Annotated in this window: 23 protein-coding genes and 2 tRNA genes; 8 read left to right on the forward strand and 17 right to left on the reverse strand. The window is 68.2% G+C overall.

What is annotated here, in order from left to right; all coding sequences use genetic code 11:
* The 3 genes from ASF23_RS08025 (at position 1) to pknB (ending at position 5,186) form a co-directional block, all read left to right on the forward strand.
* Positions 1 to 1,455: a peptidoglycan D,D-transpeptidase FtsI family protein gene (locus ASF23_RS08025; RefSeq protein ID WP_055951401.1), complete on the forward strand. Its 1,455-nt coding sequence runs from the start codon at positions 1 to 3 to the stop codon at positions 1,453 to 1,455.
* The gene (locus ASF23_RS08030; RefSeq protein WP_055951405.1) at positions 1,452 to 3,212 is read left to right on the forward strand and encodes a protein kinase domain-containing protein; all 1,761 of its coding nucleotides are present in this window, start codon (positions 1,452 to 1,454) and stop codon (positions 3,210 to 3,212) included. Before ASF23_RS08025 ends, ASF23_RS08030 begins: the two co-directional genes overlap by 4 nt.
* Before the next feature lie 177 nt (positions 3,213 to 3,389).
* Complete coding sequence (pknB, locus tag ASF23_RS08035) at positions 3,390 to 5,186, forward strand: Stk1 family PASTA domain-containing Ser/Thr kinase (RefSeq protein WP_268750848.1); 1,797 nt, start codon at positions 3,390 to 3,392, stop codon at positions 5,184 to 5,186.
* 154 nt (positions 5,187 to 5,340) lie between these two features.
* Here pknB and ASF23_RS08040 read toward each other — a convergent pair whose 3' ends face one another.
* Genes ASF23_RS08040 through ASF23_RS08045 form a run of 3 tightly spaced genes read right to left on the reverse strand, consistent with a single transcriptional unit; the run spans position 5,341 to position 7,036 of the window.
* Entirely contained in the window at positions 5,341 to 5,985 is a 645-nt protein-coding gene (locus ASF23_RS08040) for an aminodeoxychorismate/anthranilate synthase component II (protein ID WP_055951407.1), read from the reverse strand.
* The gene (locus ASF23_RS18650; protein ID WP_200919325.1) at positions 5,982 to 6,143 is read right to left on the reverse strand and encodes a hypothetical protein; all 162 of its coding nucleotides are present in this window, start codon (positions 6,141 to 6,143) and stop codon (positions 5,982 to 5,984) included. Before ASF23_RS18650 ends, ASF23_RS08040 begins: the two co-directional genes overlap by 4 nt.
* Positions 6,144 to 6,145: 2 nt before the next feature.
* Positions 6,146 to 7,036 carry a class E sortase gene (locus ASF23_RS08045; RefSeq protein ID WP_082473920.1) on the reverse strand — a complete coding sequence of 297 codons (891 nt, stop codon included), beginning with the start codon at positions 7,034 to 7,036 and terminating at the stop codon, positions 6,146 to 6,148.
* Between the two features lie 103 nt (positions 7,037 to 7,139).
* On the opposite strand from ASF23_RS08045, the gene ASF23_RS08050 reads away from it, so the two are divergent.
* Complete coding sequence (locus ASF23_RS08050; protein WP_055951410.1) at positions 7,140 to 7,394, forward strand: cell division protein CrgA; 255 nt, start codon at positions 7,140 to 7,142, stop codon at positions 7,392 to 7,394.
* A 202-nt stretch (positions 7,395 to 7,596) separates the two neighbouring features.
* Here the strand turns inward: ASF23_RS08050 and ASF23_RS18265 are convergent, their stop codons facing one another.
* The 4 genes from ASF23_RS18265 to ASF23_RS08060 all read right to left on the reverse strand — a co-directional run bounded on the left by ASF23_RS18265 (position 7,597) and on the right by ASF23_RS08060 (position 10,038).
* Positions 7,597 to 7,755 (reverse strand): hypothetical protein, encoded by a 159-nt coding sequence (locus ASF23_RS18265; protein WP_156364357.1) that lies wholly within the window; start codon positions 7,753 to 7,755, stop codon positions 7,597 to 7,599.
* Positions 7,756 to 7,793: 38 nt separating this feature from the next.
* A complete protein-coding gene (locus ASF23_RS18270; protein ID WP_156364359.1) occupies positions 7,794 to 8,513 on the reverse strand; it encodes a hypothetical protein in 720 nt (239 codons plus the stop codon).
* A 122-nt stretch (positions 8,514 to 8,635) separates the two neighbouring features.
* Positions 8,636 to 9,490, reverse strand: a complete 855-nt coding sequence (locus tag ASF23_RS08055; RefSeq protein ID WP_055951413.1) for a rhomboid family intramembrane serine protease — start codon at positions 9,488 to 9,490, stop codon at positions 8,636 to 8,638.
* Positions 9,491 to 9,498: 8 nt separating this feature from the next.
* Positions 9,499 to 10,038, reverse strand: a complete 540-nt coding sequence (locus ASF23_RS08060; protein WP_055951415.1) for a peptidylprolyl isomerase — start codon at positions 10,036 to 10,038, stop codon at positions 9,499 to 9,501.
* A gap of 151 nt (positions 10,039 to 10,189) precedes the next feature.
* On the opposite strand from ASF23_RS08060, the gene ASF23_RS08065 reads away from it, so the two are divergent.
* Positions 10,190 to 10,786, forward strand: a complete 597-nt coding sequence (locus ASF23_RS08065; RefSeq protein WP_082473921.1) for a hypothetical protein — start codon at positions 10,190 to 10,192, stop codon at positions 10,784 to 10,786.
* A 317-nt stretch (positions 10,787 to 11,103) separates the two neighbouring features.
* On the opposite strand, the gene ASF23_RS08070 is transcribed toward ASF23_RS08065, so the two are convergent.
* The 10 genes from ASF23_RS08070 to dnaA form a co-directional block, all read right to left on the reverse strand.
* Positions 11,104 to 11,176, reverse strand: a tRNA-Ala gene (locus tag ASF23_RS08070).
* A gap of 76 nt (positions 11,177 to 11,252) precedes the next feature.
* Positions 11,253 to 11,326 (reverse strand) — tRNA-Ile (locus ASF23_RS08075).
* A gap of 91 nt (positions 11,327 to 11,417) precedes the next feature.
* Complete coding sequence (locus tag ASF23_RS08080; protein WP_055951418.1) at positions 11,418 to 11,825, reverse strand: DUF3566 domain-containing protein; 408 nt, start codon at positions 11,823 to 11,825, stop codon at positions 11,418 to 11,420.
* The gene (gyrA, locus tag ASF23_RS08085; protein ID WP_055951421.1) at positions 11,818 to 14,454 is read right to left on the reverse strand and encodes a DNA gyrase subunit A; all 2,637 of its coding nucleotides are present in this window, start codon (positions 14,452 to 14,454) and stop codon (positions 11,818 to 11,820) included. The genes ASF23_RS08080 and gyrA overlap by 8 nt, the downstream gene beginning before the upstream one ends.
* Positions 14,455 to 14,579: 125 nt before the next feature.
* Entirely contained in the window at positions 14,580 to 16,553 is a 1,974-nt protein-coding gene (gene gyrB, locus ASF23_RS08090) for a DNA topoisomerase (ATP-hydrolyzing) subunit B (protein WP_055951424.1), read from the reverse strand.
* A 189-nt stretch (positions 16,554 to 16,742) separates the two neighbouring features.
* The gene (locus ASF23_RS08095) at positions 16,743 to 17,246 is read right to left on the reverse strand and encodes a DUF721 domain-containing protein (protein WP_055951425.1); all 504 of its coding nucleotides are present in this window, start codon (positions 17,244 to 17,246) and stop codon (positions 16,743 to 16,745) included.
* Between the two features lie 2 nt (positions 17,247 to 17,248).
* Complete coding sequence (recF, locus tag ASF23_RS08100) at positions 17,249 to 18,472, reverse strand: DNA replication/repair protein RecF (RefSeq protein ID WP_055951428.1); 1,224 nt, start codon at positions 18,470 to 18,472, stop codon at positions 17,249 to 17,251.
* A gap of 27 nt (positions 18,473 to 18,499) precedes the next feature.
* Entirely contained in the window at positions 18,500 to 19,384 is an 885-nt protein-coding gene (gene gnd / locus ASF23_RS08105) for a phosphogluconate dehydrogenase (NAD(+)-dependent, decarboxylating) (protein WP_055951431.1), read from the reverse strand.
* Between the two features lie 104 nt (positions 19,385 to 19,488).
* Positions 19,489 to 20,646 (reverse strand): DNA polymerase III subunit beta, encoded by a 1,158-nt coding sequence (dnaN, locus tag ASF23_RS08110; RefSeq protein WP_055951434.1) that lies wholly within the window; start codon positions 20,644 to 20,646, stop codon positions 19,489 to 19,491.
* 568 nt (positions 20,647 to 21,214) lie between these two features.
* The gene (gene dnaA / locus ASF23_RS08115) at positions 21,215 to 22,756 is read right to left on the reverse strand and encodes a chromosomal replication initiator protein DnaA (RefSeq protein ID WP_055951437.1); all 1,542 of its coding nucleotides are present in this window, start codon (positions 22,754 to 22,756) and stop codon (positions 21,215 to 21,217) included.
* Between the two features lie 448 nt (positions 22,757 to 23,204).
* On the opposite strand from dnaA, the gene rpmH reads away from it, so the two are divergent.
* The 3 genes from rpmH (at position 23,205) to yidD (ending at position 24,277) form a co-directional block, all read left to right on the forward strand.
* Positions 23,205 to 23,342 (forward strand): 50S ribosomal protein L34, encoded by a 138-nt coding sequence (rpmH, locus tag ASF23_RS08120; protein ID WP_055951440.1) that lies wholly within the window; start codon positions 23,205 to 23,207, stop codon positions 23,340 to 23,342.
* A 78-nt stretch (positions 23,343 to 23,420) separates the two neighbouring features.
* Positions 23,421 to 23,834: a ribonuclease P protein component gene (rnpA, locus tag ASF23_RS08125; protein WP_082473922.1), complete on the forward strand. Its 414-nt coding sequence runs from the start codon at positions 23,421 to 23,423 to the stop codon at positions 23,832 to 23,834.
* Complete coding sequence (gene yidD / locus ASF23_RS19010; protein ID WP_082473923.1) at positions 23,831 to 24,277, forward strand: membrane protein insertion efficiency factor YidD; 447 nt, start codon at positions 23,831 to 23,833, stop codon at positions 24,275 to 24,277. The genes rnpA and yidD overlap by 4 nt, the downstream gene beginning before the upstream one ends.
* Positions 24,278 to 24,282: the final 5 nt, after the last annotated feature.

Consider the following 24,282-nt stretch of genomic DNA (forward strand, 5'->3'; position numbering starts at 1 on the left):
ATGAACCGACAGCTCCGATCGATCTCGACGGTGATCATCCTGATGTTCGTGGCGCTCTTCGTGTCCACGACGAGCATCCAGTTCTTCTCCGCGCAGCAGCTCCGCGCGGACCCGAGGAACTCGAGGACGATCCTCGACAGCTACTCGACCAAGCGCGGGGCGATCCTCGTCGACGGCACCCCGATCGCCGAGTCGAAGCCCGTCGACGACCAGTACAACTACCAGCGCTCGTACTCGAACGGCGACCTCTACTCGGCCGTCACGGGGTACTTCACCGTCGGGCAGGGCAACACCGGCGTGGAGAGCGCCGAGAACACCTACCTGTCCGGGAACAGCGACGACAACTTCTTCGGCAACATCAACTCGATCCTCACCGGCCAGGACGTCCAGGGCGACGACGTGAACCTGACGATCGACCCCGACGTCCAGAAGGCCGCGTACGACGCCCTCGGGTCGGACACGGGCGCCGTCGTGGCGATCCAGCCGAAGACCGGCAAGATCCTCGCGATGGTGTCCAAGCAGGGCTACGACCCGAACACGCTCGCGGTGCACGACACCAAGCAGGTCATCAGCACCTACCAGTCGCTCCTGTCCGCCGAGGCCAAGCCACTGCAGAACCGTGCGATCGGCGGCGACCTCTACGCACCGGGGTCGGTCTTCAAGCTCATCGTGGCCTCCGCCGCGTTCGAGTCCGGCGACTACGACCTCGACTCCACGCTCCCGAACCCGTCGACGCTGACGCTCCCGGGCACGAGCACGAAGATCAACAACGCCGAGGGTGGGTCCTGCGGCGACGGCGACACGGTGACGATCGCACTCGCGATCCAGGACTCGTGCAACATCCCGTTCGCGGAGCTCGGCCAGAAGCTCGGCTACGACGCGATCAAGGCCATGGCGGACAAGTACGGGTTCGGCGACAGCATCCACGTCCCGATGGCGTCGACGCCGAGCCAGTACCCGCAGACGGACAGCACGGCGCAGCTCATGCTGAGTGCGTTCGGCCAGGCGAGCGACCGGGTGTCGCCGCTGCAGATCGCCATGGTGTCCGCGGGGATCGCGAACGGCGGCACCGTGATGCAGCCGTCGCTCGTCGAGTCGGTGACCACGAGCGACCTGAAGTCCGTGCAGTCGTTCCAGGCGAAGCAGTACAGCTCGCCGATCAGCAGCTCGGTCGCGGACGACATCACGAAGGCGATGCAGACCGTCGTGTCGAGCGGCACCGGGACCAATGCGAGAATCGACGGGGTCGACGTCGCCGGCAAGACCGGGACCGCTGAGAACGGGACCGGCGACCCCTACACACTCTGGTTCACCGGCTTCGCCCCCGCGAAGAACCCCGAGGTCGCGGTCGCCGTGGTCGTCGGGAACGGCGGCGGGCTCGGACAGCGGGGCGTCGGCAACACGGTCGCGGCCCCGATCGCGAAGAAAGTCATGGAGGCGGTGCTGAACAAATGAGACCCACCAGCGGACTCACTTTCGGTGGGCGGTACCAGCTCTCCTCCCGCGTCGCGATCGGCGGCATGGGCGAGGTCTGGCAGGCGACGGACCTGGTCATCGGTCGTACCGTCGCGCTCAAGATCCTCAAGGACGAGTACCTCGGCGACCCGGGGTTCCTCGAGCGGTTCCGGGCCGAGGCCCGCCACGCGGCACTCGTGAACCACGAGGGCATCGCGAACGTCTTCGACTACGGCGAGGAGGACGGCAGCGCCTACCTCGTCATGGAGCTCGTGCCCGGCGAGGCCCTGTCGACGCTCCTCGAGCGCGAGCACATCCTTCCCGTCGACCGGGTCCTCGACTTCGTCGCGCAGACCGCGAACGCCCTGCAGGCGGCGCACGCCGTGGGGCTGGTGCACCGGGACATCAAGCCCGGGAACCTCCTCATCACGCCGGACGGCCGCGTCAAGATCACCGACTTCGGCATCGCGCGCATCGCGGACCAGGTGCCGCTGACCGCGACCGGTCAGGTCATGGGCACCGTGCAGTACCTCTCGCCGGAGCAGGCGAGCGGACACCCGGCGTCCCCGTCCACCGACATCTACTCGCTCGGCATCGTCGCGTACGAGATGCTCGCCGGTCGTCGGCCGTTCACGGGCGAGTCGCAGGTCGCGATCGCGATGGCGCACATCAACGAGCAGCCCCCCGCGCTGCCGTCGACGATCCCCGAACCCGTCCGCGACCTCGTGATCTCCTCCATCGCGAAGAAGCCCGCCGAGCGTCCCGCGACGGCGGCGAACCTCGCGCGCGCCGCCCAGGCGCTCCGCCGTGGCGACGTCGCGGCAGCCACCGTCGCGGTGCCGGCACTCGGCGCGGGCACCGTGGCCTTCAACGCTCCCGCGGGGAACGACGACGCGACGAGCCTCCTGCGGACCCAGGGCACCCAGGGTCTCGGCGGTGCCGGTGGAATCGGGGCCGGAGCCATCGGGCCGGGCGACCCCGACGACCTCGACCCCGCAGAGGACCGGAAGCGCCCGGGGTGGTTCTGGCCGGTCATCGTCCTCGCGATCCTCGTCGTCGCGGGACTCATCGTCGCGGTTGTGGTCTACGCCACGAACCGCAACGACGAACCGACGGCGCCGGTGAGCGACTCGCAGACCTCGAGCTCGACCCCGAGCGCGGCCCCCTCGAAGACACCGAGTCCGTCACAGACCCCGTCGCACCCGGCGCGGGTGACCGTGAACCAGAGCGACTACCTCGGCAAGAACGCGAACGAGGTGCAGGCGACCCTTCAGGGACAGGGCTTCACGGTGAACCCCGTCGACGGCGACGCCGCCTCGAGCCCGGACCAGGTCGGGACGGTCCAGTCGATCGGGCCGACCGGGAACCTCGCCTACGGGGCGACGATCACGCTGAAGGTCTACCAGGACGTCCCGAAGGTGTCGGCGACCCCGGCCGTCGCGACGGCGTCGAGCATCACGGCCGACGGCAGGTTCACGGCGACGTGGGCCACGTTCACCGGCTGCCCGTCGGGGTACACGCTCACCGGGTACGACTACACGATCTCGAACGGCGTGGACGCCCAGAACTCGGCCACCGGAACGGCCACGTCGACGTCCGTGCAGATCGCCGCGTCGGGAGCCGGGGACGTCTCTTTCACGTACATGGCCGACTGCGGCAGTCTGAAGTCGGCGACCTCCCCCGCGCTGACGGTGCCGTACCAGCCGACTCCGAGCGCCTCGCCGAGCGCCGGCGGTGGCGGCGGGCAGGACGGCTAGTCGAGCACGACGACCGGACGGCCGGGACCATCCGGTCCCGGCCGTTCGTCGTTCCCGCGGAGTGGCCGGGGCACCGGGGATGTCCGTCCGGTAACGGTTCCGACCGTCCCCCGCACCGCCAGCCCTCGGTCAGGATCGGCTGCCGTACACTGACTCGGACGACATTCGGAGGAGTACGTGGCTGAAGGCGTGACCGCGGGGATCACCCTCCTCGCCAACCGGTACGAGATCGGTGAGACGATCGGCCGGGGCGGTATGGCCACGGTGCACGTCGGCAACGACACCCGTCTCGGCCGCCGCGTCGCGGTGAAGCTCCTCAAACCGAGCCTCGCGAACGACCCGGCGTTCCGGACCCGCTTCCGGCAGGAGGCCCAGGCGGCCGCCCGGATGGCGCACCCGACGATCGTCCGTGTCTACGACGCCGGCGAAGAGACCGTCAAGGAGCCCTCCGGCGCCGAGGTGCAGGTCCCCTTCATCGTCATGGAGTACGTCGAGGGCCGGGCACTCAACGAGATCCTCCAGGACGGGCCGATCAGCCCCGACGAGGCGGTCCGCATCACCGAGGGCATCCTCACGGCGCTGGAGTACTCCCACCGCGCCGGAGTCGTGCACCGCGACATCAAGCCCGGCAACGTCATGATCACCCCGACCGGCCAGGTCAAGGTGATGGACTTCGGCATCGCGCGCGCGATCACGGACACCTCCGCGACCGTCGCCCAGACGACGTCGATCCTCGGCACGGCAGCGTACTTCTCGCCGGAGCAGGCGCGCGGGGAGACCGTCGACGCCCGCACCGACCTGTACTCCACCGGCATCGTCCTCTTCGAGCTGCTCACCGGGCGTCCGCCGTTCCGTGGCGACTCTCCGGTCGCGGTCGCCTACCAGCACGTCAGCGAGCAGGCCGTCGCACCGAGCACCGTCGTGCCCGCGGTGTCGCCCGCCCTCGACGCCGTCACCCTCCACGCCCTGGCGAAGGACCGTACGCAGCGGTTCCAGAACGCGGCGGAGTTCCGTCGCGACCTGCAGGAGGCCGCGGCGGGACACGTCCCGAGGACCCGCAAGCTCCCCGGTGCCGGCGACGCGTCCACCGTCCTCTTCGGCGTGAACCCGCGGACGTCCTCGAACGCCGCGGCAGCTTTCAACGAGCTCGACGACACGCAGGAGCACCGGCCGCAGCGCACGCAGTCCCGGCCACCGGTGGCTTGGATCTGGGTCGGAGTCCTCATCACGGCCGTGGTGATCGTCGCCGTCGTCCTGTGGGTGGTGAACCTCCAGCCGGGGCAGGCGCCCGTGGCGTCGTCGGTGTCCGTCCCGAACGTCGCCGGCACCACCTACGACAGCGGCAAGGCACTGCTCGCCAAGAAGGACCTCTCGGCCGTGCAGGTCGGCCAGAACTCCGGCACCGTGCCGAAGGACACCATCATCAAGACCGATCCCAAGGCGGGGACGAGCGTCGCGCGGAAGCAGAGCATCCGTGTCATCGTCTCGCTCGGGCCGGAGCAGGTCACGATCCCGGACGTCTCGAACCAGGCGACGGACGCTGCGACGACGACACTGCAGGACGCCGGGTTCATGATCGGCGGGACCAACACCGACTACTCGCCGAGCGTCCCCGAGGGCACCGTGCTGAGCACCGATCCCGCCCCGGGGACGACGACGAACAAGGGCACCGTGGTGAACCTCGTCGTCTCGAACGGCAAGGTGCAGCTCCCGAGCGTCACGAACCAGCCGTTCTCCACCGCGAACTCCACGCTGGTCGGACTCGGGCTCACCGTCGTGCCGAAACCGGACTACTCCTGCGTGGGCGGCACTGTGACGAGCCAGTCACTGCCCCCGGGAGACACCGCGCAGGCGTCCTCGATCGACATCGGGTACTGCTCGGGAACGCCGCAGACCCAGGCGCCGTCAGCGCCGCCGTCGAGCGGCGCGGGAGATGGCCAGGGCGACGGTCAGGGCGATGTCACCGGCAAGTAGCGGAACCGTTCCGGTCCGCGTCTGACGGACTGGAGGGACGGTGCCACGCCGACCCGTCCCTCCAGTCCGTCACCCGGTCCGGGTCCGACGGGCGGTGCCAGGCCGACCCGTCCCTCCATTCCGTCACCCGGTCCGGGTCCGGGTCCGACGGGCGCTACGGGGCGGTCGTGGTGATGAGCGGTCCGAGGCCGTCGGCACGGGCGGCCGCGCCCGCGAGGCCCGTGACCTCGAGCCAGTTGCCGACCATGCGGTACCCGCCCTCGGTGAGCACCGACTCCGGGTGGAACTGCACGCCGTAGACGGGAGCCGAGCGGTGCTGGACCCCCATGATCACGCCGCCGGAGGTCCGTGCGGTGACCTCGAGGACATCGGGGACGGTGCCGTCGACGACCGCGAGCGAGTGGTACCTGGTGGCCGTGAACGGCTGCGGGACCCCCTCGAAGAGCGCGCTGTCGTCATGGGTGACCTTCGACGTCTTGCCGTGCATGAGCTCCTCGGCGTGCGTCACGGTGGCCCCGAGCGCCTCGGCGATCGCCTGGTGACCGAGGCAGACGCCGAGGAGCGGCACGTCGGCCGCGATGGCGGCCCGCACGGCGGGGATCGACACTCCGGCGGCCGCGGGCGTTCCCGGGCCGGGAGAGAGCAGCACACCGTCGTAGTCGGCGATCCGGGCCGCGACGTCGGCCACGTCGAAGGAGTCGTTCCGCACGACGTCGGTCTCGGCGCCGAGCTGCTGGACGTACCCGTTCAGCGTGTAGACGAAGCTGTCGTAGTTGTCGACCACGAGGATTCTGGTCATTGCCGGTTCACCGTCACGTCGGGGGTCGGGATGAGTTCCTGGACCCAGGGGAAGACCCAGAGTACGAGCACCGCCAGGACGATGACTGCGAGGACGAGCAACTCCACGATCCGGAGCCACACCGGACCGGGGAGGATCCGCCAGAGAAGGCCGTACATGGTTACTTGTTCACCTCGTTCGCGATCGCGGCAGGGGGCCCGGCGGACCGGGGCTGCCAGGAGTCGTACACGCTGAAGGCAACGATGCGCTCCTTGGCGGAGTACAGCGGGTTGCAGCTCGTCATCGTCATCACCCGGTCCTTCGACGTCACGTCCGTCTGATCCGGCGCTGGGTCGAGCACGGACACCTGTGTCGGCGGGACGTACTGCAGGTTGCGGAACGTGTACGTGTACCAGCCGTCAGCGGTGGAGACGTAGATCTTGTCGCCGATCTGCAGGTTCGCGATCTGGTTGAACGGGGCACCGTGCGTCGTCCGGTGCCCGGCGACCGCGAAGTTCCCGACCTCGCCGGGCATCTGCGTGTCGTCGTAGTGTCCGACGCCAATCGTGTCCAGGGTCCCCGCGGTGGTCGTGCCGCCGGCGAGCGGCACGGCGTAGTCCGCTCCGAACCGCGGGACGTACATCGTGCCGAACACCTCGGTGTTCCCAGGCTGCGCGGACACCTTGGGGTCGCCCCACCCGGTGGTCGGCTTCGTGGCCGAGGCGTCCCCCTTGGCGAACGAGTCGTTGATGCGCTGGGCGGCCGACGCGTGCTCGCGGGCGACGACGATGTCGTTGAACCACTGCTGCCACCCGATGAACAGCAGGACGAGCACGCCCGCCGTGATGAGCACGTCGCCGAGCACACCGATGACGCTGAGGCGCTGGGGTGGTCGGCGGGGGCGCTGACGGCGTGATCCGTCTCGTTCGTGCTGGGCCCGCTCGTGCTCGGCCCGCTCGTGCTGGCGGCGTGCTGCGCGGGCGCCGCGGCGTCGTCCTGGCTGGTCGCCCTGCTCGCCGTCCTCGTCGCCGTGGAGCGCGAGTCCGTCCTGTCCTGCCTCCGTGGCGGTCATCGGCCTCCCCCTTCTGCCGCTGTCGGCGGGTCGCATCCATCGAGCTGGCGGTGTTCCCCCACGCGCAGCCGGCGAAGGATGTGTTGACGGTAGGATACCGGCCATGGCCAGAGACAAGGACCGAACCAAGCCCGCGCGGAAGACCCGAGCCGACTCGGTCGACACGGCGGGCGATCAGCCGAACCCCGTGTGGTTCAAGCCGGTCATGTTCGGCTTCATGCTCGTCGGGCTCGCATGGGTGATCGTCTTCTACGTGTCGCAGGGAACGCTCCCGGTTCCGTCGCTGAACTCGTGGAACATCCTGATCGGATTCGGCATCATGTTCATCGGGTTCCTCATGACGACCCGGTGGCGCTGAGTCGTCGCATGTCCGGCTGCTGAACGGCAGCCGACGCCCGGGTGGCCGGGGATCGGCCCCGAGTTACAGTCGTGTGATTATCCCCAGTGTTAATAGACCTGTGGATAACTTTCGTCGGTGCCACCCCGCCTTCGGGGGGCATGCGGGTGACGCGTTGCACATCGGAAGCCCCGAACCGGGTGGTCCGGGGCTTCCGATCTCATCAACGTGCGCCTGTGCGGTGTGCGAGCAGCACGACCACGACTGCGGCCATGAGGAGCGCCGCGGTCACGAGCCACACCGCAGCCACCCAACGTTCCAATCCGGGGAGGAGTCGCCCCACGAGCATCACCAGCGCCGCTGCCAGGCACAGACTGGCCACGGCGACCCGTTCCCTACGACGTCCCTTGCCAGTCGAGCTCATCCTCGATTCGCCGACCCGATGCAGTACCCGATCGTCCCGCCCGCGACCCCGGACGCCGCTGCGGCACACGCCAGGCATCCTGCTCCGAGAGTTACCGCGCATGCAGCTGTGCAGGCAAGACTGATCGCGGTGACGACCCACGACGCAATCCCAGCGTTGGCCAAGCACGTGTTGAACCGTCCCCACCAGGTGGATCGGGCCGAATTTGGCTGGTCCGCGTCCGAAACAGTCCGTGACAGGGTGAGCTGACCATTCGTCCAGACACGAAGTGTGCCTGACTGCGCATCGAGCGTTCGCAGTTCCATTGCACTCGAACCGATCATCCGTCCGCTCTCGTTGAAGATGATCGACACGTTCGATTCCCGGAGAAGTCCGGCAGACGCCGAGAACGGCACCTGGAGCAAGCGCTTCCCTGCACCGATGTCCCACCCGGTCGCTGCAGCAGGGTCCACCGAATCACCCGGCGCACCGGCAAAGTCCGACGCGACCCAAGTCGCGCCGAGCCGCTCTGTCTCCTCGCGACTCAGCGGTTTGCGCTTCGATTGAGCCTCATCAAGCTCGCCCAGTTTGGTTGCGACGGCGTCACCAGGCGCTCGCCCGCCGATTTGCACGAGCCCCGGCTGGCTCGACGCGGACGCTGTCGGCGGGGGTCCTATGAGGCTCAGAGTCGATGCCAGGACGAGGCCGGTCGACAGGGTGATCATCGAGATGCGCATCGGTGCGCTCCTTCCTTCGGAGGCCTCGATGATGGCGTTAAAGATGTGAAGTTTCGAGTGTCGACTCAAAACTTGTCGCGCAACTGCGGGCGACGTCGGACCCGGCCGTCGCAGCCCTTGGCTCAGAAGTAGTACACGTACGCGCCGACCGCGAGTGCGATCCCGAGCACCGCCTCGCCGATGAGCAGCCCGATCTGCAGTCCGCGCTGCCGGATGTTCCTGGTCTTCGTGAAGACGAACCCGGTCAGGAACCCGCCCACGATCCCACCGACGTGTGCCTGCCAGGCGATCCCCGGCACGATGAACCCGATGACCAGGTTCAGACCCATGATCACGAGGAGCTGGACCGCGTTCCCGCCCAGACTCCGCTGCAGGACGAAGAACGCGGCGAAGAGCCCGAAGATCGCACCGGAGGCGCCGATCACCGACGTTCCGGGTGCCAGCACCGCGACCGCGACCGAGCCGAACAGTCCACTCAGGAAGAACAGCGCGAGGAAGCGCCAGGCACCGACCATCTGCTCGAGCATCCGCCCGAAGATGAACAGCGTGTACATGTTGAACAGGATGTGCAGGACGCTGCCGTGCACGAACAACGACGTCAGGAGCCGCCATGGCTGCGTGCCGATGTACGCCGCGTTGAACTGCAGTGCGGCCGTGATCGGATCACCGAACGGTCGCGTGACGAGCTGAAGCACCCAGATGACCACACTGACGGCGATGAGCACCGCGGTGGCCTTCTGGTCCACCATCGAGAACCGTCGGCGGGCGACGGTGAACCCACTCGGGCCCACCGTCCGCCGGGTCTCCCGGAACTGAGCCCGCTGCTCACGGACACACTCGGGGCAGTGCACCCCGACGGCGGCCGGTGTCTGACACTCGGTGCAGATCGTCCGGCCGCAGCGCTGGCAGAGGATGAAGCTCTGCCGGTCCGGGTGCCGGTAGCAGTAGTTCGCCCGGTTCTGGGAGGGATCGCTCACCGAACGCTCTACGCCTGCTCTACGTCGACGGAGTTGATGACGACGTCGTCGAGCGGCTTGTCGCGCCCGTCGGTCGGCACTGCCTCGATCGCGTCGACGACCTTGCGGGACTCGTCGTCGGCGACCTCGCCGAAGATGGTGTGCTTGCCCTGCAGCCACGGCGTCGCGACGGTCGTGATGAAGAACTGCGAACCGTTCGTGCCCTTGCCGCCCTGGAGGCCGGCGTTCGCCATGGCGAGGACGTAGGGCTTCTGGAAGGTGAGCTCGGGGTTGATCTCGTCGTCGAAGCGGTAGCCGGGGCCGCCGATGCCCTGGCCGAGCGGGTCGCCGGCCTGGAGCATGAAGTCCTTGATGATGCGGTGGAAGATCACACCGTCGTAGAGGTTGTCCGTGGAGACCTTGCCCGTACCGGGGTGGGTCCATTCCTGCGTGCCCGTCGCGAGGCCGACGAAGTTCTCGACGGTCTTCGGGGCGTGGTTGCCGAACAGGTTGACGGTGATGTCGCCCTTGTTGGTGTGGATGGTGGCGACAGCGGTGTGCAGTGACATGTACCGATTCTCGCATGCACCGTCAGGTCATTCATGTGACTTCCAGGACAGGCACCGTGACCTGCCACGTGACCTGGTGGCAGGATGGGCTGATCAACGCCCGATCCGATGACGGATGGGCTGACAAGCCCCGATCCGATGGAGGTTGCTCATGGCGACGATCGAACTGTCCCGCAAGCGCAAGAAGCAGATCAAGAAGCTCAAGGGTCAGACCACCTCGCTCCTGGGGGAGCAGCGCAAGGTCCTCGAGCACGCGAACGCCGTCCTCGCCGAGGCTCGCTCGCACGCAGCCGACGCCGCCCGCAAGGACATCGCCCCGCGCGTCAAGGACGCCATCGACAACGGTGTCCGCCCCGCGGTCGCCACCGGGGTGCACGCGGCGAGCAGCGCGGCGAGCACCACGAAGGACAAGCTGACGTCCGAGGTCTTCCCCGCGCTGGTCTCGAGCCTCGGCTCGGCGCTGTCCGTCGTGGACCTGGCGAAGGACCCCCGCGTCAAGAAGATCGTCAAGGAGGCCCAGAAGAAGGCCGCCAAGGCGCAGAAGAAGGGTTCCAAGACCGTCAAGAACGTCTCGAAGAACCTGCCGTCGCACCAGAAGTCGGGCCTCGGCTTCGGCGGTGTCGCGCTCATCATCGTCGGTGTCGTCGCCGTCGCAGGTGCCGCGTACGCCGCGTACCAGACGCTGCGCGCCGATGACGACCTCTGGGTCGCCGACGACACGGACTCGGCGAGCAAGCCCGCCGCGTAGCAGTCACGACGAAGGGCCCGGCACACACGTGCCGGGCCCTTTGTCGTCCGCGCCGCGCCTCCAGGCCGGACGCACACGCGTCGAAACGTGCCCAACTGTCGGGTGCAGCCGCCCACCCGACAGTTACGCACCTCTCACCGAGGGGCGGGGCGGGACCGGGGCAGCTGGGGCGGGACCGGAGAGCGGGCCGAGACCGGGATCAGGGCCAAGGCCGGCCACTGACGACGCCCGCGCCGCAGGGGCGGCGGCGCGAATGGGCAGAGAACGAGCCGCTGCGAGATGCGGACGCAGTCCGCATCGAGCAGGCTCGATGCTCGTGGAGCCTAGGAGAATCGAACTCCTGACCTCCTGCTTGCAAAGCAGGCGCTCTACCAATTGAGCTAAGGCCCCGGGCCGGCGCCGCTCAGAGAACGGCCCACCGGGTGACGCATACTGCCGGGTGATGCATGACGGCGAACCGTCGGAGTGGGGCTACTAGGACTTGAACCTAGGACCTCTTCGTTATCAGCGAAGCGCTCTAACCGCCTGAGCTATAGCCCCGTGACCGGATGAGAGCCTACATGACCAGCGCTGTGCACGCCAATCGAGCAGACACCATCCGGCGCGTCGATGTGACCGGACCAGCGGGCCGTCAGTTGTTGGTGAACCCGACGAGCACGCCGCCGGTGATCCGCACGCTGAGGTTGTACAGCACGCTGACGATCGCACCGAGGACCGTCCCGACGACCACGTTCAGGATCCCGACGACGATCGAGAAGCCCATCACCTGCCCGAGCGAGAACTGGTCCATGATCGAGTAGCTGTTCTGCCCGGTGATGTCCCGGAGCAGGTTGTCGATCTGGGTGAACACCCCCGTCTGGTTCAGGATGATCCAGACGAGCATGGTCGCGACGACGATGACGATGCTGCCCGCGAGTGCGATCAGGAACGACAGCTTGACGCTCGACCAGAAGTCGACGTACACGAGCCGGAGCCGCACCTGCTTGGTGCCGACGGGGCGCTTCGTCTTCCGCTGGAGCTTCTCGGCGACACTACTCATTGGTTGCAGGGTCCTCTCCGGCCTCAGGGGCGGGGTCGGTGGGCTGATCGGCGGCTTCGGCGGGACTCACGGCCTCGACCGGGCCGGCGGCCTCGATCTCGGCGTCGACCTGGTCGACCAGGTTCCGCTCACTGTTGCGGGCCACGGCGATGATCCGGTCGTCGTCCGCGAACCGGGCGAACACGACGCCCATGGTGTCACGGCCCTTGGCGGGTACCTCGGCCACGGCAGACCTTACCACCTTGCCTGTCGCCAGAACCACGAGCACCTCGTCGTCCTCGCCCACGATGAGACCGCCGACGAGGTCACCGCGATCGACCGCGAGCTTGGCCACCTTGATGCCCAGACCGCCGCGGCCCTGCACCCGGTACTGGTCCGCGGAGGTCCGCTTGGCGTACCCGCCCTCGGTGATCACGAACACGTAGCCGTCGTCGCCGACGACCGCCGCGGTGAGCAGCGAGTCGTCGTCGCGGAAGGTCATGCCCTTCACGCCGGACGTCGAGCGGCCCATCGGCCGGAGCGCCTCGTTCGTCGCGGTGAAGCGGATCGACTGCCCGTGGCGGGAGATCAGCAGCAGGTCGTCGTGCTCGTCGACCAGGAGCGCCGAGACCATCGCGTCGCCCTCGCGGAGGTTGATCGCGATGATGCCACCGGTGCGGTTCGTGTCGTACTCGGTGAGCGCGGTCTTCTTGACGAGGCCGTCGCGGGTGGCGAGCACGAGGAACTGCGCCGCTTCGTAGTCGCGGATGTCGAGCACCTGGGAGATCTGTTCGTCCGGCTGCATGGCGAGCAGGTTCGCGACGTGCTGGCCCTTGGCGTCGCGCCCGGCCTCCTGCAGCTCGTACGTCTTCGCGCGGTAGACCCGGCCCTTGTCCGTCAGGAAGAGGAGCCAGTGGTGCGTCGTCGTCACGAAGAAGTGGTCGACGACGTCGTCGGCACGCAGCTGCGCACCCTTGACCCCGCGGCCACCGCGGTGCTGCGAGCGGTAGTTGTCGCTCCGCGTCCGCTTGACGTACCCGCCCCGGGTGATGGTGACGACCATCTCCTCTTCCGGGATCAGGTCCTCCATGCTCATGTCGCCGTCGTAGCCGAGCATGATCTCGGTCCGGCGGTCGTCGCCGAACTTCGCGACGATGTCGTCGAGCTCCTCGCCGATGATGAGGCGCTGGCGCTCCGGCTTGGCGAGGATGTCCTCGAAGTCGGCGATCATCCGCTCGAGCTCCTCGGCCTCGTCGTGGATCTTCTGGCGCTCGAGGGCGGCCAGACGACGGAGCTGCAGGTCGAGGATCGCGCGTGCCTGGACCTCGTCGACCGAGAGCAGCTCCATGAGGCCGTTCCGGGCTTCTTCGACGTCGGGCGACCGACGGATGAGCGCGATGACCTCGTCGAGGGCGTCGAGTGCGGCGAGGTACCCGCGCAGGATGTGTGCGCGCTCCTCGGCCTTGCGGAGGCGGTAGCGGGTGCGGCGCTGGATGACGTCGACCTGGTGGTCGACCCAGTTGCTGATGAACCCGTCGAGCGGCAGCGTGCGGGGCACCTGGTCGACGATCGCGAGCATGTTCGCGCCGAAGTTCTCCTGCAGCTGCGTGTGCTTGTACAGGTTGTTGAGGACGACCTTCGCCACGGCGTCGCGCTTCAGCACGATGACGAGGCGCTGCCCCGTCCGGCCGGAGGTCTCGTCGCGGATGTCCGCGATGCCGGCGAGCTTGCCGTCCTTGACGAGCTCGGCGATCTTGATCGCGAGGTTGTCCGGGTTCACCTGGTACGGCAGCTCCGTGACGACGAGACAGGTCCGACCCTGGATCTCCTCCACCGCGACGACGGCGCGCATGGTGACCGAGCCACGGCCGGTCCGGTACGCGTCCTGGATCCCCTTGGTGCCGAGGATCTGCGCACCCGTCGGGAAGTCCGGGCCCTTGATGCGGAGGAGCAGCGCGTCGAGGAGTTCCTCGCGCGTGGCGTCCGGGTGCTCGAGTGCCCACTTGGCACCCGACGCGACCTCGCGGAGGTTGTGCGGCGGGATGTTGGTGGCCATGCCGACCGCGATGCCCACGGAGCCGTTGACGAGCAGGTTCGGGAACCGCGCCGGCAGGATCGTCGGCTCCTGGGTGCGTCCGTCGTAGTTGTCCTGGAAGTCGACGGTGTCTTCCTCGATGTCCCGCACCATCTCGAGGGCGAGCGGGGCCATCTTCGTCTCCGTGTACCGCGGCGCGGCGGCACCGTCGTTGCCCGGGGACCCGAAGTTGCCCTGGCCGAGCGCGAGCGGGTACCGGAGCGACCACGGCTGCACGAGGCGGACGAGCGCGTCGTAGATGGCGCTGTCACCGTGCGGGTGGAACTGCCCCATGACCTCGCCGACGACGCGCGCGCATTTCGAGTAGGCGCGGTCGGGACGGTAGCCGCCGTCGTACATCGCGTAGATGACGCGACGGTGCACGGGCTTCAAGCCGTCGCGCACCTCGGGCAACGCACGCCCGACGATGACGCTCATCGCGTAGTCGAGGTAGGACCGCTGCATCTCGAGCTGCAGGTCGACCTGGGAGATGCGGTCACCGGAGACGACGATGTCCCCGCTGTCGCCGTGCACGATCTCGGGCTCGTCTGCCCCGGTGTCGTTGTCGTCAGCCATGTGGGTTGCTTCCCTTTCTGGAGACCGGAGGCCGGCCTGGAGGCGGTGGTTCCGTCAGTCGCGCCGGGCGCGACCGCAGGTGGTCGGGACGGGCAGGCACGGCTCGCACCGTGCCTCCCGTCCGATCAGATGTCCAGGAACCGGACGTCCTTCGCGTTCTGCTGGATGAACTGGCGCCGGGACTCGACGTCCTCGCCCATGAGCGTGGAGAACACGCCGTCGACCGCCGCCGCGTCCTCGAGGGTGACCTGGAGGAGCGTCCGGGTGTCCGGGTTCATCGTGGTGTCCCACAGCTCCTTGTAGTCCATCTCGCCGAGACCCTTGTAGCGCTGGATCCCGTTGTCCTTCGGGATGCGCTTGCCAGAGGCGAGACCCGCGGTCATCATCGCGTCGCGCTCACGGTCGCTGAACACGTACTCGTGGGCCGCGTTCGACCACTTGAGCCGGTAGAGCGGCGGCTGCGCGAGGTACACGTAGCCGCGCTCGATGAGCGGACGCATGTAGCGGAAGAGCAGTGTGAGCAGCAGCGTGGTGATGTGCTGGCCGTCGACGTCGGCGTCGGCCATCAGCACGATCTTGTGGTACCTCGCCTTGTCCGGGTCGAAGTCCTCGCCGATGCCCGCGCCGAACGCGGTGATCATCGACTGGATCTCCTGGTTGGCGAGCGCGCGGTCGAGCCGGGCCTTCTCGACGTTCAGGATCTTGCCGCGGAGCGGGAGGATCGCCTGGGTCATCGGGTTGCGGCCCTGGACGGCGGAACCACCGGCGGAGTCACCCTCCACCATGAAGATCTCGCTGAGCTGCGGGTCCTTCGACTGGCAGTCCTTGAGCTTGCCGGGCATGCCGCCGGACTCGAGGAGCCCCTTGCGGCGGGTGCTCTCGCGCGCCTTGCGGGCGGCCATGCGCGCCTGCGACGCCTGGATCGCCTTGCGGACGACGTCGCGCGCCTGCGTGGGGTTCCGCTCGAGCCAGTCGCCGAGCTCGGTGCCGACGACGCGCTGCACGAACGACTTCGCCTCGGTGTTGCCGAGCTTGGTCTTCGTCTGGCCCTCGAACTGCGGCTCGCCGAGCTTGATGGAGATGACCGCGGTCAGGCCTTCGCGGATGTCGTCGCCCGTGAGGTTGTCGTCCTTCTCCTTGAGGATCGACTTCTCGCGTGCGTACCGGTTGATCAGCGTGGTGAGCGCGGCGCGGAAGCCTTCTTCGTGGGTGCCGCCCTCGTGCGTGTTGATGGTGTTCGCGAAGGTGTGCACGCTCTCCTGGTACGACGTGTTCCACTGCATCGCGAGTTCGAGCGAGATCTTGCGCTCGGTGTCCTCGGACTCGAGCGAGATGACGTCGGGGTGGATGACGTCGACCTTCTTCGTCGCGACGAGGTACTCGACGTAGTCCACGAGTCCGCGCTCGTAGAGGAAGGTGTCCTTCCGGGCTTCCTCGCCCTCGGACGGCACGCGCTCGTCGTGCAGCGAGATCCGGAGCCCCTTGTTGAGGAAGGCCATCTGCTGGAACCGGCCGCGGAGCGTCTCGTAGTCGAAGTCGACGGTCTCGAAGATCTCGGCGTTCGGCCAGAAGGTGATCGTCGTGCCGGTCTCGTCGGTCGCCTCGTCCTCGGAGAGGGGGGACACCGGGACGCCGTCGGTGTAGCTCTGCCGCCAGACGCTGCCCTGCCGGCGGACCTCGACGTCGAGCTCCGAGCTGAGGGCGTTCACGACGGAGGAGCCGACGCCGTGCAGGCCGCCGGAGACCGCGTAGCCGCCGCCCCCGAACTTGCCACCGGCGTGCAGGACGGTCAGCACGAGCTGGACCGTCGAGATGCCCTCTTTCTCGTGGATGTCGACCGGGATGCCACGGCCGTTGTCCACGACGCGGACCCCGCCGTCCTCGCGGATCGTGATGTCGATCGTGTCGCAGAAGCCGGCGAGGGCCTCGTCGACCGAGTTGTCGACGATCTCCTGGACCAGGTGGTGAAGACCGCGCGGCCCGGTGGACCCGATGTACATGCCCGGGCGCTTGCGCACCGCCTCGAGGCCTTCGAGCACCTGGATCTGATCTGCGCCGTACGCGGAGTTGTCGTCGGCCTCGTTCGATCCGGATGTCATGGTGATGGTGGCTCCTGCCCGCATGCGATTCAGTGCTGCACGGCACCGCCACGAACCGCGCCCGGGGGTTCCCGGGCGCGCGCGGAGGGCCGCGTACAACCCTGCAATCCTATCGCAGGAGGGTCATCCTTGAGGGTGAATTCTGCGATCTGCGGGCCGTTTTCGCCACCAGAGGATGATTTTGTCCGCTCAACCGTAAGTATCGCGAGGACCACGCCCCTGGACCGATCTGAGCCCACGTTTCCAGGTCGGGGCATCCGGGGCGAGAACGCGCACGGACTCGACACCCGCTTCCGGGTAGCGGCTCGCGATGGTCGTGGTGATCTGTCCGCGCATCAGCCGGAGCTGCGTCGCCCACGCGGTGGAGTCGCAGCGGATGACGAGCGCGTGGTCCTCGATCTGCAGCGGTGTGGAGTGTGCGGCGAGCTCCTCGCCGACGACCTCGGGCCACGCGGTGATCACCTCGGACTGCGCGAGCGGCTCCGTCCATCCGAGTTCGTTCGTCAGTCCCCCGACGACGTCCCCGAGTCCCGCGGGTTCGCGGCCGCGACCGTACGGCACCGAGTCGGTGTTGCGTCCGCGGGTCTGGCGGCGCCTGGCGTCGACCCCGCGCTTCGCCGGGTCGCCGAAGACGGCCTTGAGGTGCAGGTAGAACCGGGTCGGTTCGGACGGGCGGACGGGCTTCGGTGCCATGGTCACGCCCCCGGACTGGAGGGACGGTGCACGCCCGTCTCGCCGGCCGCGGCCGGTCCGTGGGTCGCGTCCACGATCCTCCCGGCCTCGATGTGCACCGTGTGGGCCGCGAGCACCGCGGGGACGTCGCCCCCGACGGCGGCCGTGATGAGCACCTGCTCGTACTCCGCGACCGCTCCGGCCAATCGTCCGCGCCGCGACTCGTCGAGCTCGGCGAAGACGTCGTCGAGGATGATGATCGGATCACCGAGCGTCGACTCCGCCCGGAGGATGGACGCCGATGCGAGCTTGATCGCCAGCGCGAACGACCAGGATTCGCCGTGACTGGCATATCCACGAGCCGGTAACCCGTTCAGGCGGAAGAGCACGTCGTCGCGGTGGGGCCCGACGAGTGTGAGTCCTCGGTCGAGTTCGTCGCGGCGACGTCGCTCGAGCGCGGTCCGGAACGCCTCGGCGGCCGCGGCGACGCCGATCGGCTCGGACTCCGCGCCCGAGGTCGCCGCGTCCTCGTCGGTCTCCGGATCCGACCCCCTGATGCTGAGGACACCGGCGAGCGACGCGTCGTGGGTCTCGCCGGCGACGGTCGCGTACGCCTCCGTCACGAACGGCGCGAGCCGCCGGACGAGGTGGTCGCGCGCCGCCACGAGCTCGGCGCCGAGACCGATGAGCCGGTCGTCCCAGACGTCGAGCGTCGACATGGCGTTCGCACCGATGCCGGAGCCGCGCGCCGATTTGAGCAGGGTGTTCCGCTGTCGGAGCGTGCGGTCGTAGTCGGCGAGCACCCCCTGCATGCGCGGAGCGATGAGGACGAGCAGTTCGTCGATCATCCGCCGACGTCCCGCCGGCTCACCGCGCACGAGGGCGAGGTCCTCCGGTGCGAACAGCACGCTCGTGCAGTACCGGGGCAGCTCACGCGGCTTGATCGACGCGCGGTTCACCTGGGCACGGTTCGAGCCGGTGCGGTTGATCTGCACCTCGGCGAGGATGCTGCGGTCCTCGAAGGCGAGGCGTGCCCGGACGATCGCGGCGTCACACCCCTGGCGGACGAGCGCACCGTCGGTCGGCACCCGGTGCGACCCGAGCGTGGAGAGGTACCCGATCGCCTCGACCAGGTTGGTCTTGCCCTGTCCGTTCCGCCCGACGAACAGGTTCGGCCCGCGTGCGAAGTCGACCTCCGCCTCCCGGTAGTTCCGGAAGTCGGTGAGTTGCAGGTGGTCGACGTGCACGCGGGCCGAGGGAGTCGGACGGACCGACTACGCCTTCTTGACGGCGTGGCCGCCGAACTGGTTGCGGAGCGCCGCGACGGCCTTCATCGTCGGGGAGTCGTCACCCTGACGCGACACGAACCGCGCGAAGATCGATGCGCTGAGCGCGGGCATCGGCACCGCGTACTCGATGCCCTCCTCGAGGGTCCAACGACCCTCGCCGGAGTCCTCGACGTAGCCCTCGAGTGCGTCGAGCTTCGGGTCCTCTTTCAGGGCGAGGACCATGAGCTCGAGGAGCCAGGAGCGGATGACCGTGCCGCGCTGCCACGCGGTGAAGGCCCCGGGGACGTCCTTGACGAGCGGCTTCGCCTCGAGGAGCTCGAAGCCCTCGGCGTAGGCCTGCATGATCGCGTACTCGATGCCGTTGTGGACCATCTTGACGTAGTGGCCGGCGCCGACCTCGCCCGCGTGGACGAAGCCCTCTTCGCGGGGGCCCTCGGGGCGGAGCGCGTCGAACACGGGCATCGCGGTGGCGACGTCCTCGTCCGCACCGCCGACCATGAGGCCGTAGCCGTTGTCGAGGCCCCACACGCCACCGGAGACACCGGCGTCCATGTAGCGGATGCCCCTGGCGTCGAGCTGCTTGGCGTGGATCTCGTCCTCGGTCCACTTGGAGTTGCCGCCGTCGATGACCAGGTCACCGGGCTCGAGCACCTCGGCGAGGTCGGTGATGACGTCGTCGGTGATCTTGCCGTGCGGGACCATGACCCAGACGAGGCGGGGGCCGGTCAGGGCCTTCGCGAGCGCACCGAGGTCGGCGACGTCGGACACCGCGGGGTTGGCGTCGTAGCCCACCACGTCGATGCCGGCGTTGCGCAGGCGCGTGCGCATGTTGTTGCCCATCTTGCCGAGGCCGACGAGTCCGATCTGCATGATTTCCCTTTTCCGTGGAAGTGTCGCGGCGCGTGGTGACGCGTCGCTCGTGTGCTGCGGGTCAGCGCAGCTGGAGGCGCTGCATCACCGCAGCAGGCACTGCTTCACCGGAGCAGCAGGTTCGGCTGGAGCAGGTAGCGGTACCCGTCCGTGGCCGGTTCCTCGCGGGACGACTGGCCCGTGATGAGCACCGGGCCGGGCTTGTTCGGGTTCTCGGTCTTGGTGAAGGAGATCCGGACGAACTCGGAGTGCACGGCGTTCAGGCCGTCGAGGAGGAACTGGGGCTTCAGGGACACGACGGTGTCGTCGCCGCTCAGGATGGCGTCGATCGCCTCGGACGCCTGCGCCTGCTCGGACCCGATGGCCTCGAGCGTCAGACCGTCCGCGGTGAACGAGAACCGGAGCGCGGCTTCGCGCTCCAGGACGAGCGAAACGCGCCGGACCGCCTCGACGAGGTCGGCGGTGCTCATCACGGCGTGGTCCTGCACGGTGTCGGGGAAGAGTCGGCGGACCGGCGGGTAGTTGCCCTTGATGAGCAGCGAGGTGACGGTCTTGTCGTCCGCGCGGAACGCGATGAGCTCGCGGTCTTGGTTGCCGGTGAGCGACACCGAGACGGTGCTCGCCGACCCGAACGTCCGCCCGACCTCCTGCAGGGTGCGCGCCGGGACGAGTGCGTGCATCGGCGCAGCGGCGGTGTCGCCTCCGGTCCGGCCGGAGTCCCAGGCGATCGTGCGGACCGCGACGCGGTAGCGGTCGGTCGCGACGAGCGAGATGTCGGTCTCGCCGACCTCGAGCTGGACGCCCGTGATCACCGGGGTGACGTCGTCGCGGCTCGCGGCGACGGCGACCTGGGACACGGCCTCGGAGAACGCGTCCCCGGGGATGACGCCGGTCTGGGGTCCGACCTCGGGCAGGGTCGGGTACTCCTCGACCGGCATGCTCAGGAGGGTGAAGTGCGCCGACCCGCAGGTGACGGTGATCCGGGACTCGTCGGTGCTGAAGACCACCGGTGCCGAGGGGAGCCTGCTGGCGATGTCGGCGAGCAGACGTCCGGAGACCAGGACCGTTCCCGGCTCGTCGATCTGCGCCGCGATGCTCGTCTGGGCGCTGACCTCGTAGTCGAACGACGACAGCGTCAGATGATCGTCCTCGGCGTGGATCAGCACCCCGGACAGGATCGGGAGCGTCGTCCGCTGGGGCAGGAGCTTCACTGCAAAGGAGACGGCTTCGCTGAAGACGTCCCGGTTGACCTGAAACTTCACAGCTGGGACCCCTGTCGATCGGTGTTCTTGTCCGGCCGCCCCATTGTGGCACAGCGCGCCGTCGGCGGATTCTTGTCGTTCGCTCGGGCCGGACGCCGTCCACAGGGTTGGCCACGAGAGAGAGATTGGTTAAAGACAGTAATGGTGTTAACGCCTGTGCACACTGTGGACAACTCTGTGGATGCCGCTCAGCGAGCGGGAACTACACCGGTGTGAGTTGTGAGTGATCTGTGGCATCGCCCGGGACGAGAAAATCTCATCTCGGAACTACATCCCTGTAATTCCACAGGTCCGTCGATCGTCGCCAACAGGGTGGCGGCGTGTCCTCCACAGTTATCCACAGACTTTCCACACTGTGAGAACTCCGTCGGGCGACACCGGCTGGGACGGTCACGGCCGACGCACCGCGGCCGGTCTGGAGGCGCGGATCGCGTACTACGCAACGCGCTCGGTCCGACGCCGAACAGGGCCCACACCGGTGCGGGGACACGTGGTACGCGTCCCGTGGCGGACTCGCGGCGGCGTGGCGGACGCGAGCCGGGCCTCCAGGCAGATGCGGCGGAGCCCGCTACTTGTAGCGGTGGTCCTGCTTGATCCGGCTCGTGAGCTCGGTCACCTGGTTGTAGATCGACCGACGCTCCTTCATGAGCTCGGTGATCTTCTTGTTCGCGTACATCACGGTGGTGTGGTCGCGGTTGCCGAAGAGCTGACCGATCTTCGGCAGGGAGAGGCTCGTCATCTCGCGGCACAGGTACATCGCGATCTGCCTGGCCGTCGCGATCGCCTGCGACCTGGACGAGCCGTAGAGGTCGTCCACCGAGAGCTTGAAGTACTCCGCGGTGTGGTTGATGATGTCGACCGGCGCGATGACGTTGTCTTCGTCGAGGGTGATCAGGTCCTTGAGCACCGTCTGCACGAGCGCGAGGTCGACCGCACTCCGGTTGAGGCTCGCGAACGCCGTCACCCGGATGAGCGTGCCCTCGAGCTCGCGGATGTTGCTCGACACCTTCGACGCCATGTACTCGAGGATCTCGTCGCGCACCTGCAGGTGGTCGCTCTGCGCCTTCTTCCGGAGGATCGCGATGCGCGTCTCGAGGTCGGGCGCCTGCACGTCGGTGATGAGGCCCCACTCGAACCGGCTGCGCATCCGGTCCTCGAAGCCGGTGAGGTGCTTCGGCGGCAGGTCGGACGTGATCACGAGCTGCTTGTTGTGGTCGTGCAGGGTGTTGAAGGTGTGGAAGAACGCCTCTTGCGTCGAGTCCTTGCCCTGGAGGAACTGGATGTCGTCGATCAGCAGGATGTCGATGTCGCGGTAGCGCTGCTGGAACTGGTTCGACCGGTTGTTCGCGATCGAGTTGATGAAGTCGTTCGTGAACTCCTCGCTCGACACGTACCGGACGCGGATGCCCGGGTAGAGGCTCTCGGCGTAGTGGCCGATCGCGTGCAGGAGGTGGGTCTTGCCGAGCCCCGAGTCCCCGTAGATGAAGAGCGGGTTGTAGGCCTTGGCGGGAGCCTCCGCGACGGCGACGGCCGCGGCGTGTGCGAAGCGGTTCGATCCGCCGATGACGAAGTTGTCGAAGTTGTACTTGGGGTTGAGGCGTGAGTCGGGACGGCCGTTCGACCCCTGGTCCACGGAGCTCGGCACGAAGGGTGCCTCGATGTACTGCCGCGGGGCCGCACCCTGCTCGATCGGACCGCCGTACGACGGTGCTCCGCGCGACGGGTCGTCGTACGCGGGTGCGTCGCGGTCCCTGCCGGTGCTCGTGCCGGCGGCGGTGCTCGTCGTGTTCACGCTCGTGCTCACTGCTGCGGCGCTCGCATCGGGCCGTGGCTCCGGGGTCATGTCCGGGTTGACCGTGATCGCGAAGTTCGCCACCGTGTCGTCGCCGATGCGGCTCACGGCCTCGGTGATCGGGATGCGGATGCGCTGTTCGAGCATGCCGCGGGTCAGGTCGTTCGGGACCTCGAGGTAGAGCGTGCCGGCGAGGACGCCCTTGGGGACGACGAGGTTGAGGAACCCGTGCAGCTGCGGGGTGATGCGGTCGTCGTCCTGGAGGATCCCCAGCACGGAGGCCCAGAGCTCCTCGACGGGGTCGGCCGGCATCGTCATCGCGCGCTCGTCTCCTGAGGTCTCGGTGTGGTGTGCCCACGGGGAATCGGCGGGCGACCGCTCACAGGGTTCTCCACAACCTTGTCCACCGGCTGCTGCGGTGGTCGTCCGGGGGTTCTCCGAGACGATCACTGGCCACCAGCCGGTGGATGCACCCACTGTAAACGGTGTCGGCGCGTCGTACGCAACCAGAGTTTTCAACAGTGTGGACAATTGCGGTACGCCACCGAACGGCAGATCCGAGGAGGCGCGGCTTCCGCAGGGAGTTTGACCAGGAGGCCGTCCTCACGTACCGTTGAACGGTTGACTGCGGCCTCCTACGGCCGCGTGACCACGGCCCTCGTCGATGTCTTGTGGCATCGGGACGAGCTGACGTGGTGCAACTGTCCATCGGACACAGTCCAGACCGCGACCGGATCGCCACGTGCATCCGTGTGGAGACGAGATCATGAGCAAGCGTACTTTCCAGCCGAACAACCGCCGCCGCGCCAAGAAGCACGGCTTCCGCCTGCGGATGCGGACCCGTGCCGGCCGCAGCATCCTGGCCGCGCGTCGCGCCAAGGGCCGCACCGAGCTCTCGGCGTAGGTCGACCACTTGCCTTCGCGGCGGGGCCCGGCCCCGCTCCGGACACGGAACCGGACCACGTGCGGTCGGGGCTGAAGCATGTTGCCCAAGACCAACCGCATCGTTCGCGGTGACGACTACCGAACGGCCGTGCGCCGTGGCCGCAGGAGCGCCACGGCGCACGTCGTCGTCTCGGTGGTGCATCGAACCACGTCCGACCCGACGAGGTTCGGGTTCATCGTGTCGAAGGCGGTCGGGAACGCGGTGACCCGGAACCTCCTGCGTCGACGCTTCAAGGGGATCGCGCACGACATCGTGCTCGAGCATCCGACCGGATACGACGTCGCGATCCGAGCACTGCCAGCCGCTGCGCAGGCCGATTGGCTTACCCTCGTGGCAGATGTGAACCGTTCGTTCGACCGCAGTGTTGCCGCAGCGGGACCCGCCCGCGGCGTCGCTGCGGCGGTGTCCGACCGCAGTGTGAGACCCATCGACGGGGTGAGGGAGGCATGAAGAGGCTGCTCGCCACGATCGCGTTGCTCCCGCGCAACGCATGTGTCGTCGTGCTGCGCGCCTACCGTGCCGTCATCTCGCCGCTCTACGGCAACGTCTGCCGGTACCACCCGTCGTGTTCCCGGTACGCGCTCGAGGCGATCCAGCAGTACGGCGTCGTCCGCGGTTCTGCGCTGGGCGCCTGGCGCATCGCCCGCTGCAACCCGTGGGCTGCCGGCGGGATCGACGACGTCCCCGATCGCCGCCGCCCATACCGCGTGAACCGCTTCGGCTTCGTGCTCGCGCACCAGACGACGTCGTCTGGTGCTGCGCTGTCACCCGACCCGGTGGTGCCTGCACCCCCTGTGAGTGTCCTGGCGTCGGCCTCCTCCCCCCGTACTCCCGCGTTCGTCCCCGACGCGCAGCTTCCACGGCTGATCAACCAGCCCGCTCGAAAGGCGTGACCGTA

The organism is Curtobacterium sp. Leaf261 (assembly GCF_001422205.1).
Classification (GTDB): domain Bacteria; phylum Actinomycetota; class Actinomycetes; order Actinomycetales; family Microbacteriaceae; genus Curtobacterium.

Bases quoted from the DNA above. Each gene is read 5' to 3' on its own strand.
- ASF23_RS08025 (WP_055951401.1), top strand. From the start codon at position 1: ATGAACCGACAGCTCCGATCGATCTCGACGGTGATCATCCTGATGTTC.
- ASF23_RS08030 (WP_055951405.1), top strand. From the start codon at position 1,452: ATGAGACCCACCAGCGGACTCACTTTCGGTGGGCGGTACCAGCTCTCC.
- ASF23_RS08040 (WP_055951407.1), bottom strand. From the start codon at position 5,985: ATGACCAGAATCCTCGTGGTCGACAACTACGACAGCTTCGTCTACACG.
- ASF23_RS18650 (WP_200919325.1), bottom strand. From the start codon at position 6,143: ATGTACGGCCTTCTCTGGCGGATCCTCCCCGGTCCGGTGTGGCTCCGG.
- ASF23_RS08045 (WP_082473920.1), bottom strand. From the start codon at position 7,036: ATGACCGCCACGGAGGCAGGACAGGACGGACTCGCGCTCCACGGCGAC.
- ASF23_RS08050 (WP_055951410.1), top strand. From the start codon at position 7,140: ATGGCCAGAGACAAGGACCGAACCAAGCCCGCGCGGAAGACCCGAGCC.
- ASF23_RS18270 (WP_156364359.1), bottom strand. From the start codon at position 8,513: ATGCGCATCTCGATGATCACCCTGTCGACCGGCCTCGTCCTGGCATCG.
- ASF23_RS08060 (WP_055951415.1), bottom strand. From the start codon at position 10,038: ATGTCACTGCACACCGCTGTCGCCACCATCCACACCAACAAGGGCGAC.
- ASF23_RS08065 (WP_082473921.1), top strand. From the start codon at position 10,190: ATGGCGACGATCGAACTGTCCCGCAAGCGCAAGAAGCAGATCAAGAAG.
- ASF23_RS08080 (WP_055951418.1), bottom strand. From the start codon at position 11,825: ATGAGTAGTGTCGCCGAGAAGCTCCAGCGGAAGACGAAGCGCCCCGTC.
- gyrA (WP_055951421.1), bottom strand. From the start codon at position 14,454: ATGGCTGACGACAACGACACCGGGGCAGACGAGCCCGAGATCGTGCAC.
- gyrB (WP_055951424.1), bottom strand. From the start codon at position 16,553: ATGACATCCGGATCGAACGAGGCCGACGACAACTCCGCGTACGGCGCA.
- ASF23_RS08095 (WP_055951425.1), bottom strand. From the start codon at position 17,246: ATGGCACCGAAGCCCGTCCGCCCGTCCGAACCGACCCGGTTCTACCTG.
- gnd (WP_055951431.1), bottom strand. From the start codon at position 19,384: ATGCAGATCGGACTCGTCGGCCTCGGCAAGATGGGCAACAACATGCGC.
- dnaA (WP_055951437.1), bottom strand. From the start codon at position 22,756: ATGACGATGCCGGCCGACCCCGTCGAGGAGCTCTGGGCCTCCGTGCTG.
- rpmH (WP_055951440.1), top strand. From the start codon at position 23,205: ATGAGCAAGCGTACTTTCCAGCCGAACAACCGCCGCCGCGCCAAGAAG.
- rnpA (WP_082473922.1), top strand. From the start codon at position 23,421: ATGTTGCCCAAGACCAACCGCATCGTTCGCGGTGACGACTACCGAACG.
- yidD (WP_082473923.1), top strand. From the start codon at position 23,831: ATGAAGAGGCTGCTCGCCACGATCGCGTTGCTCCCGCGCAACGCATGT.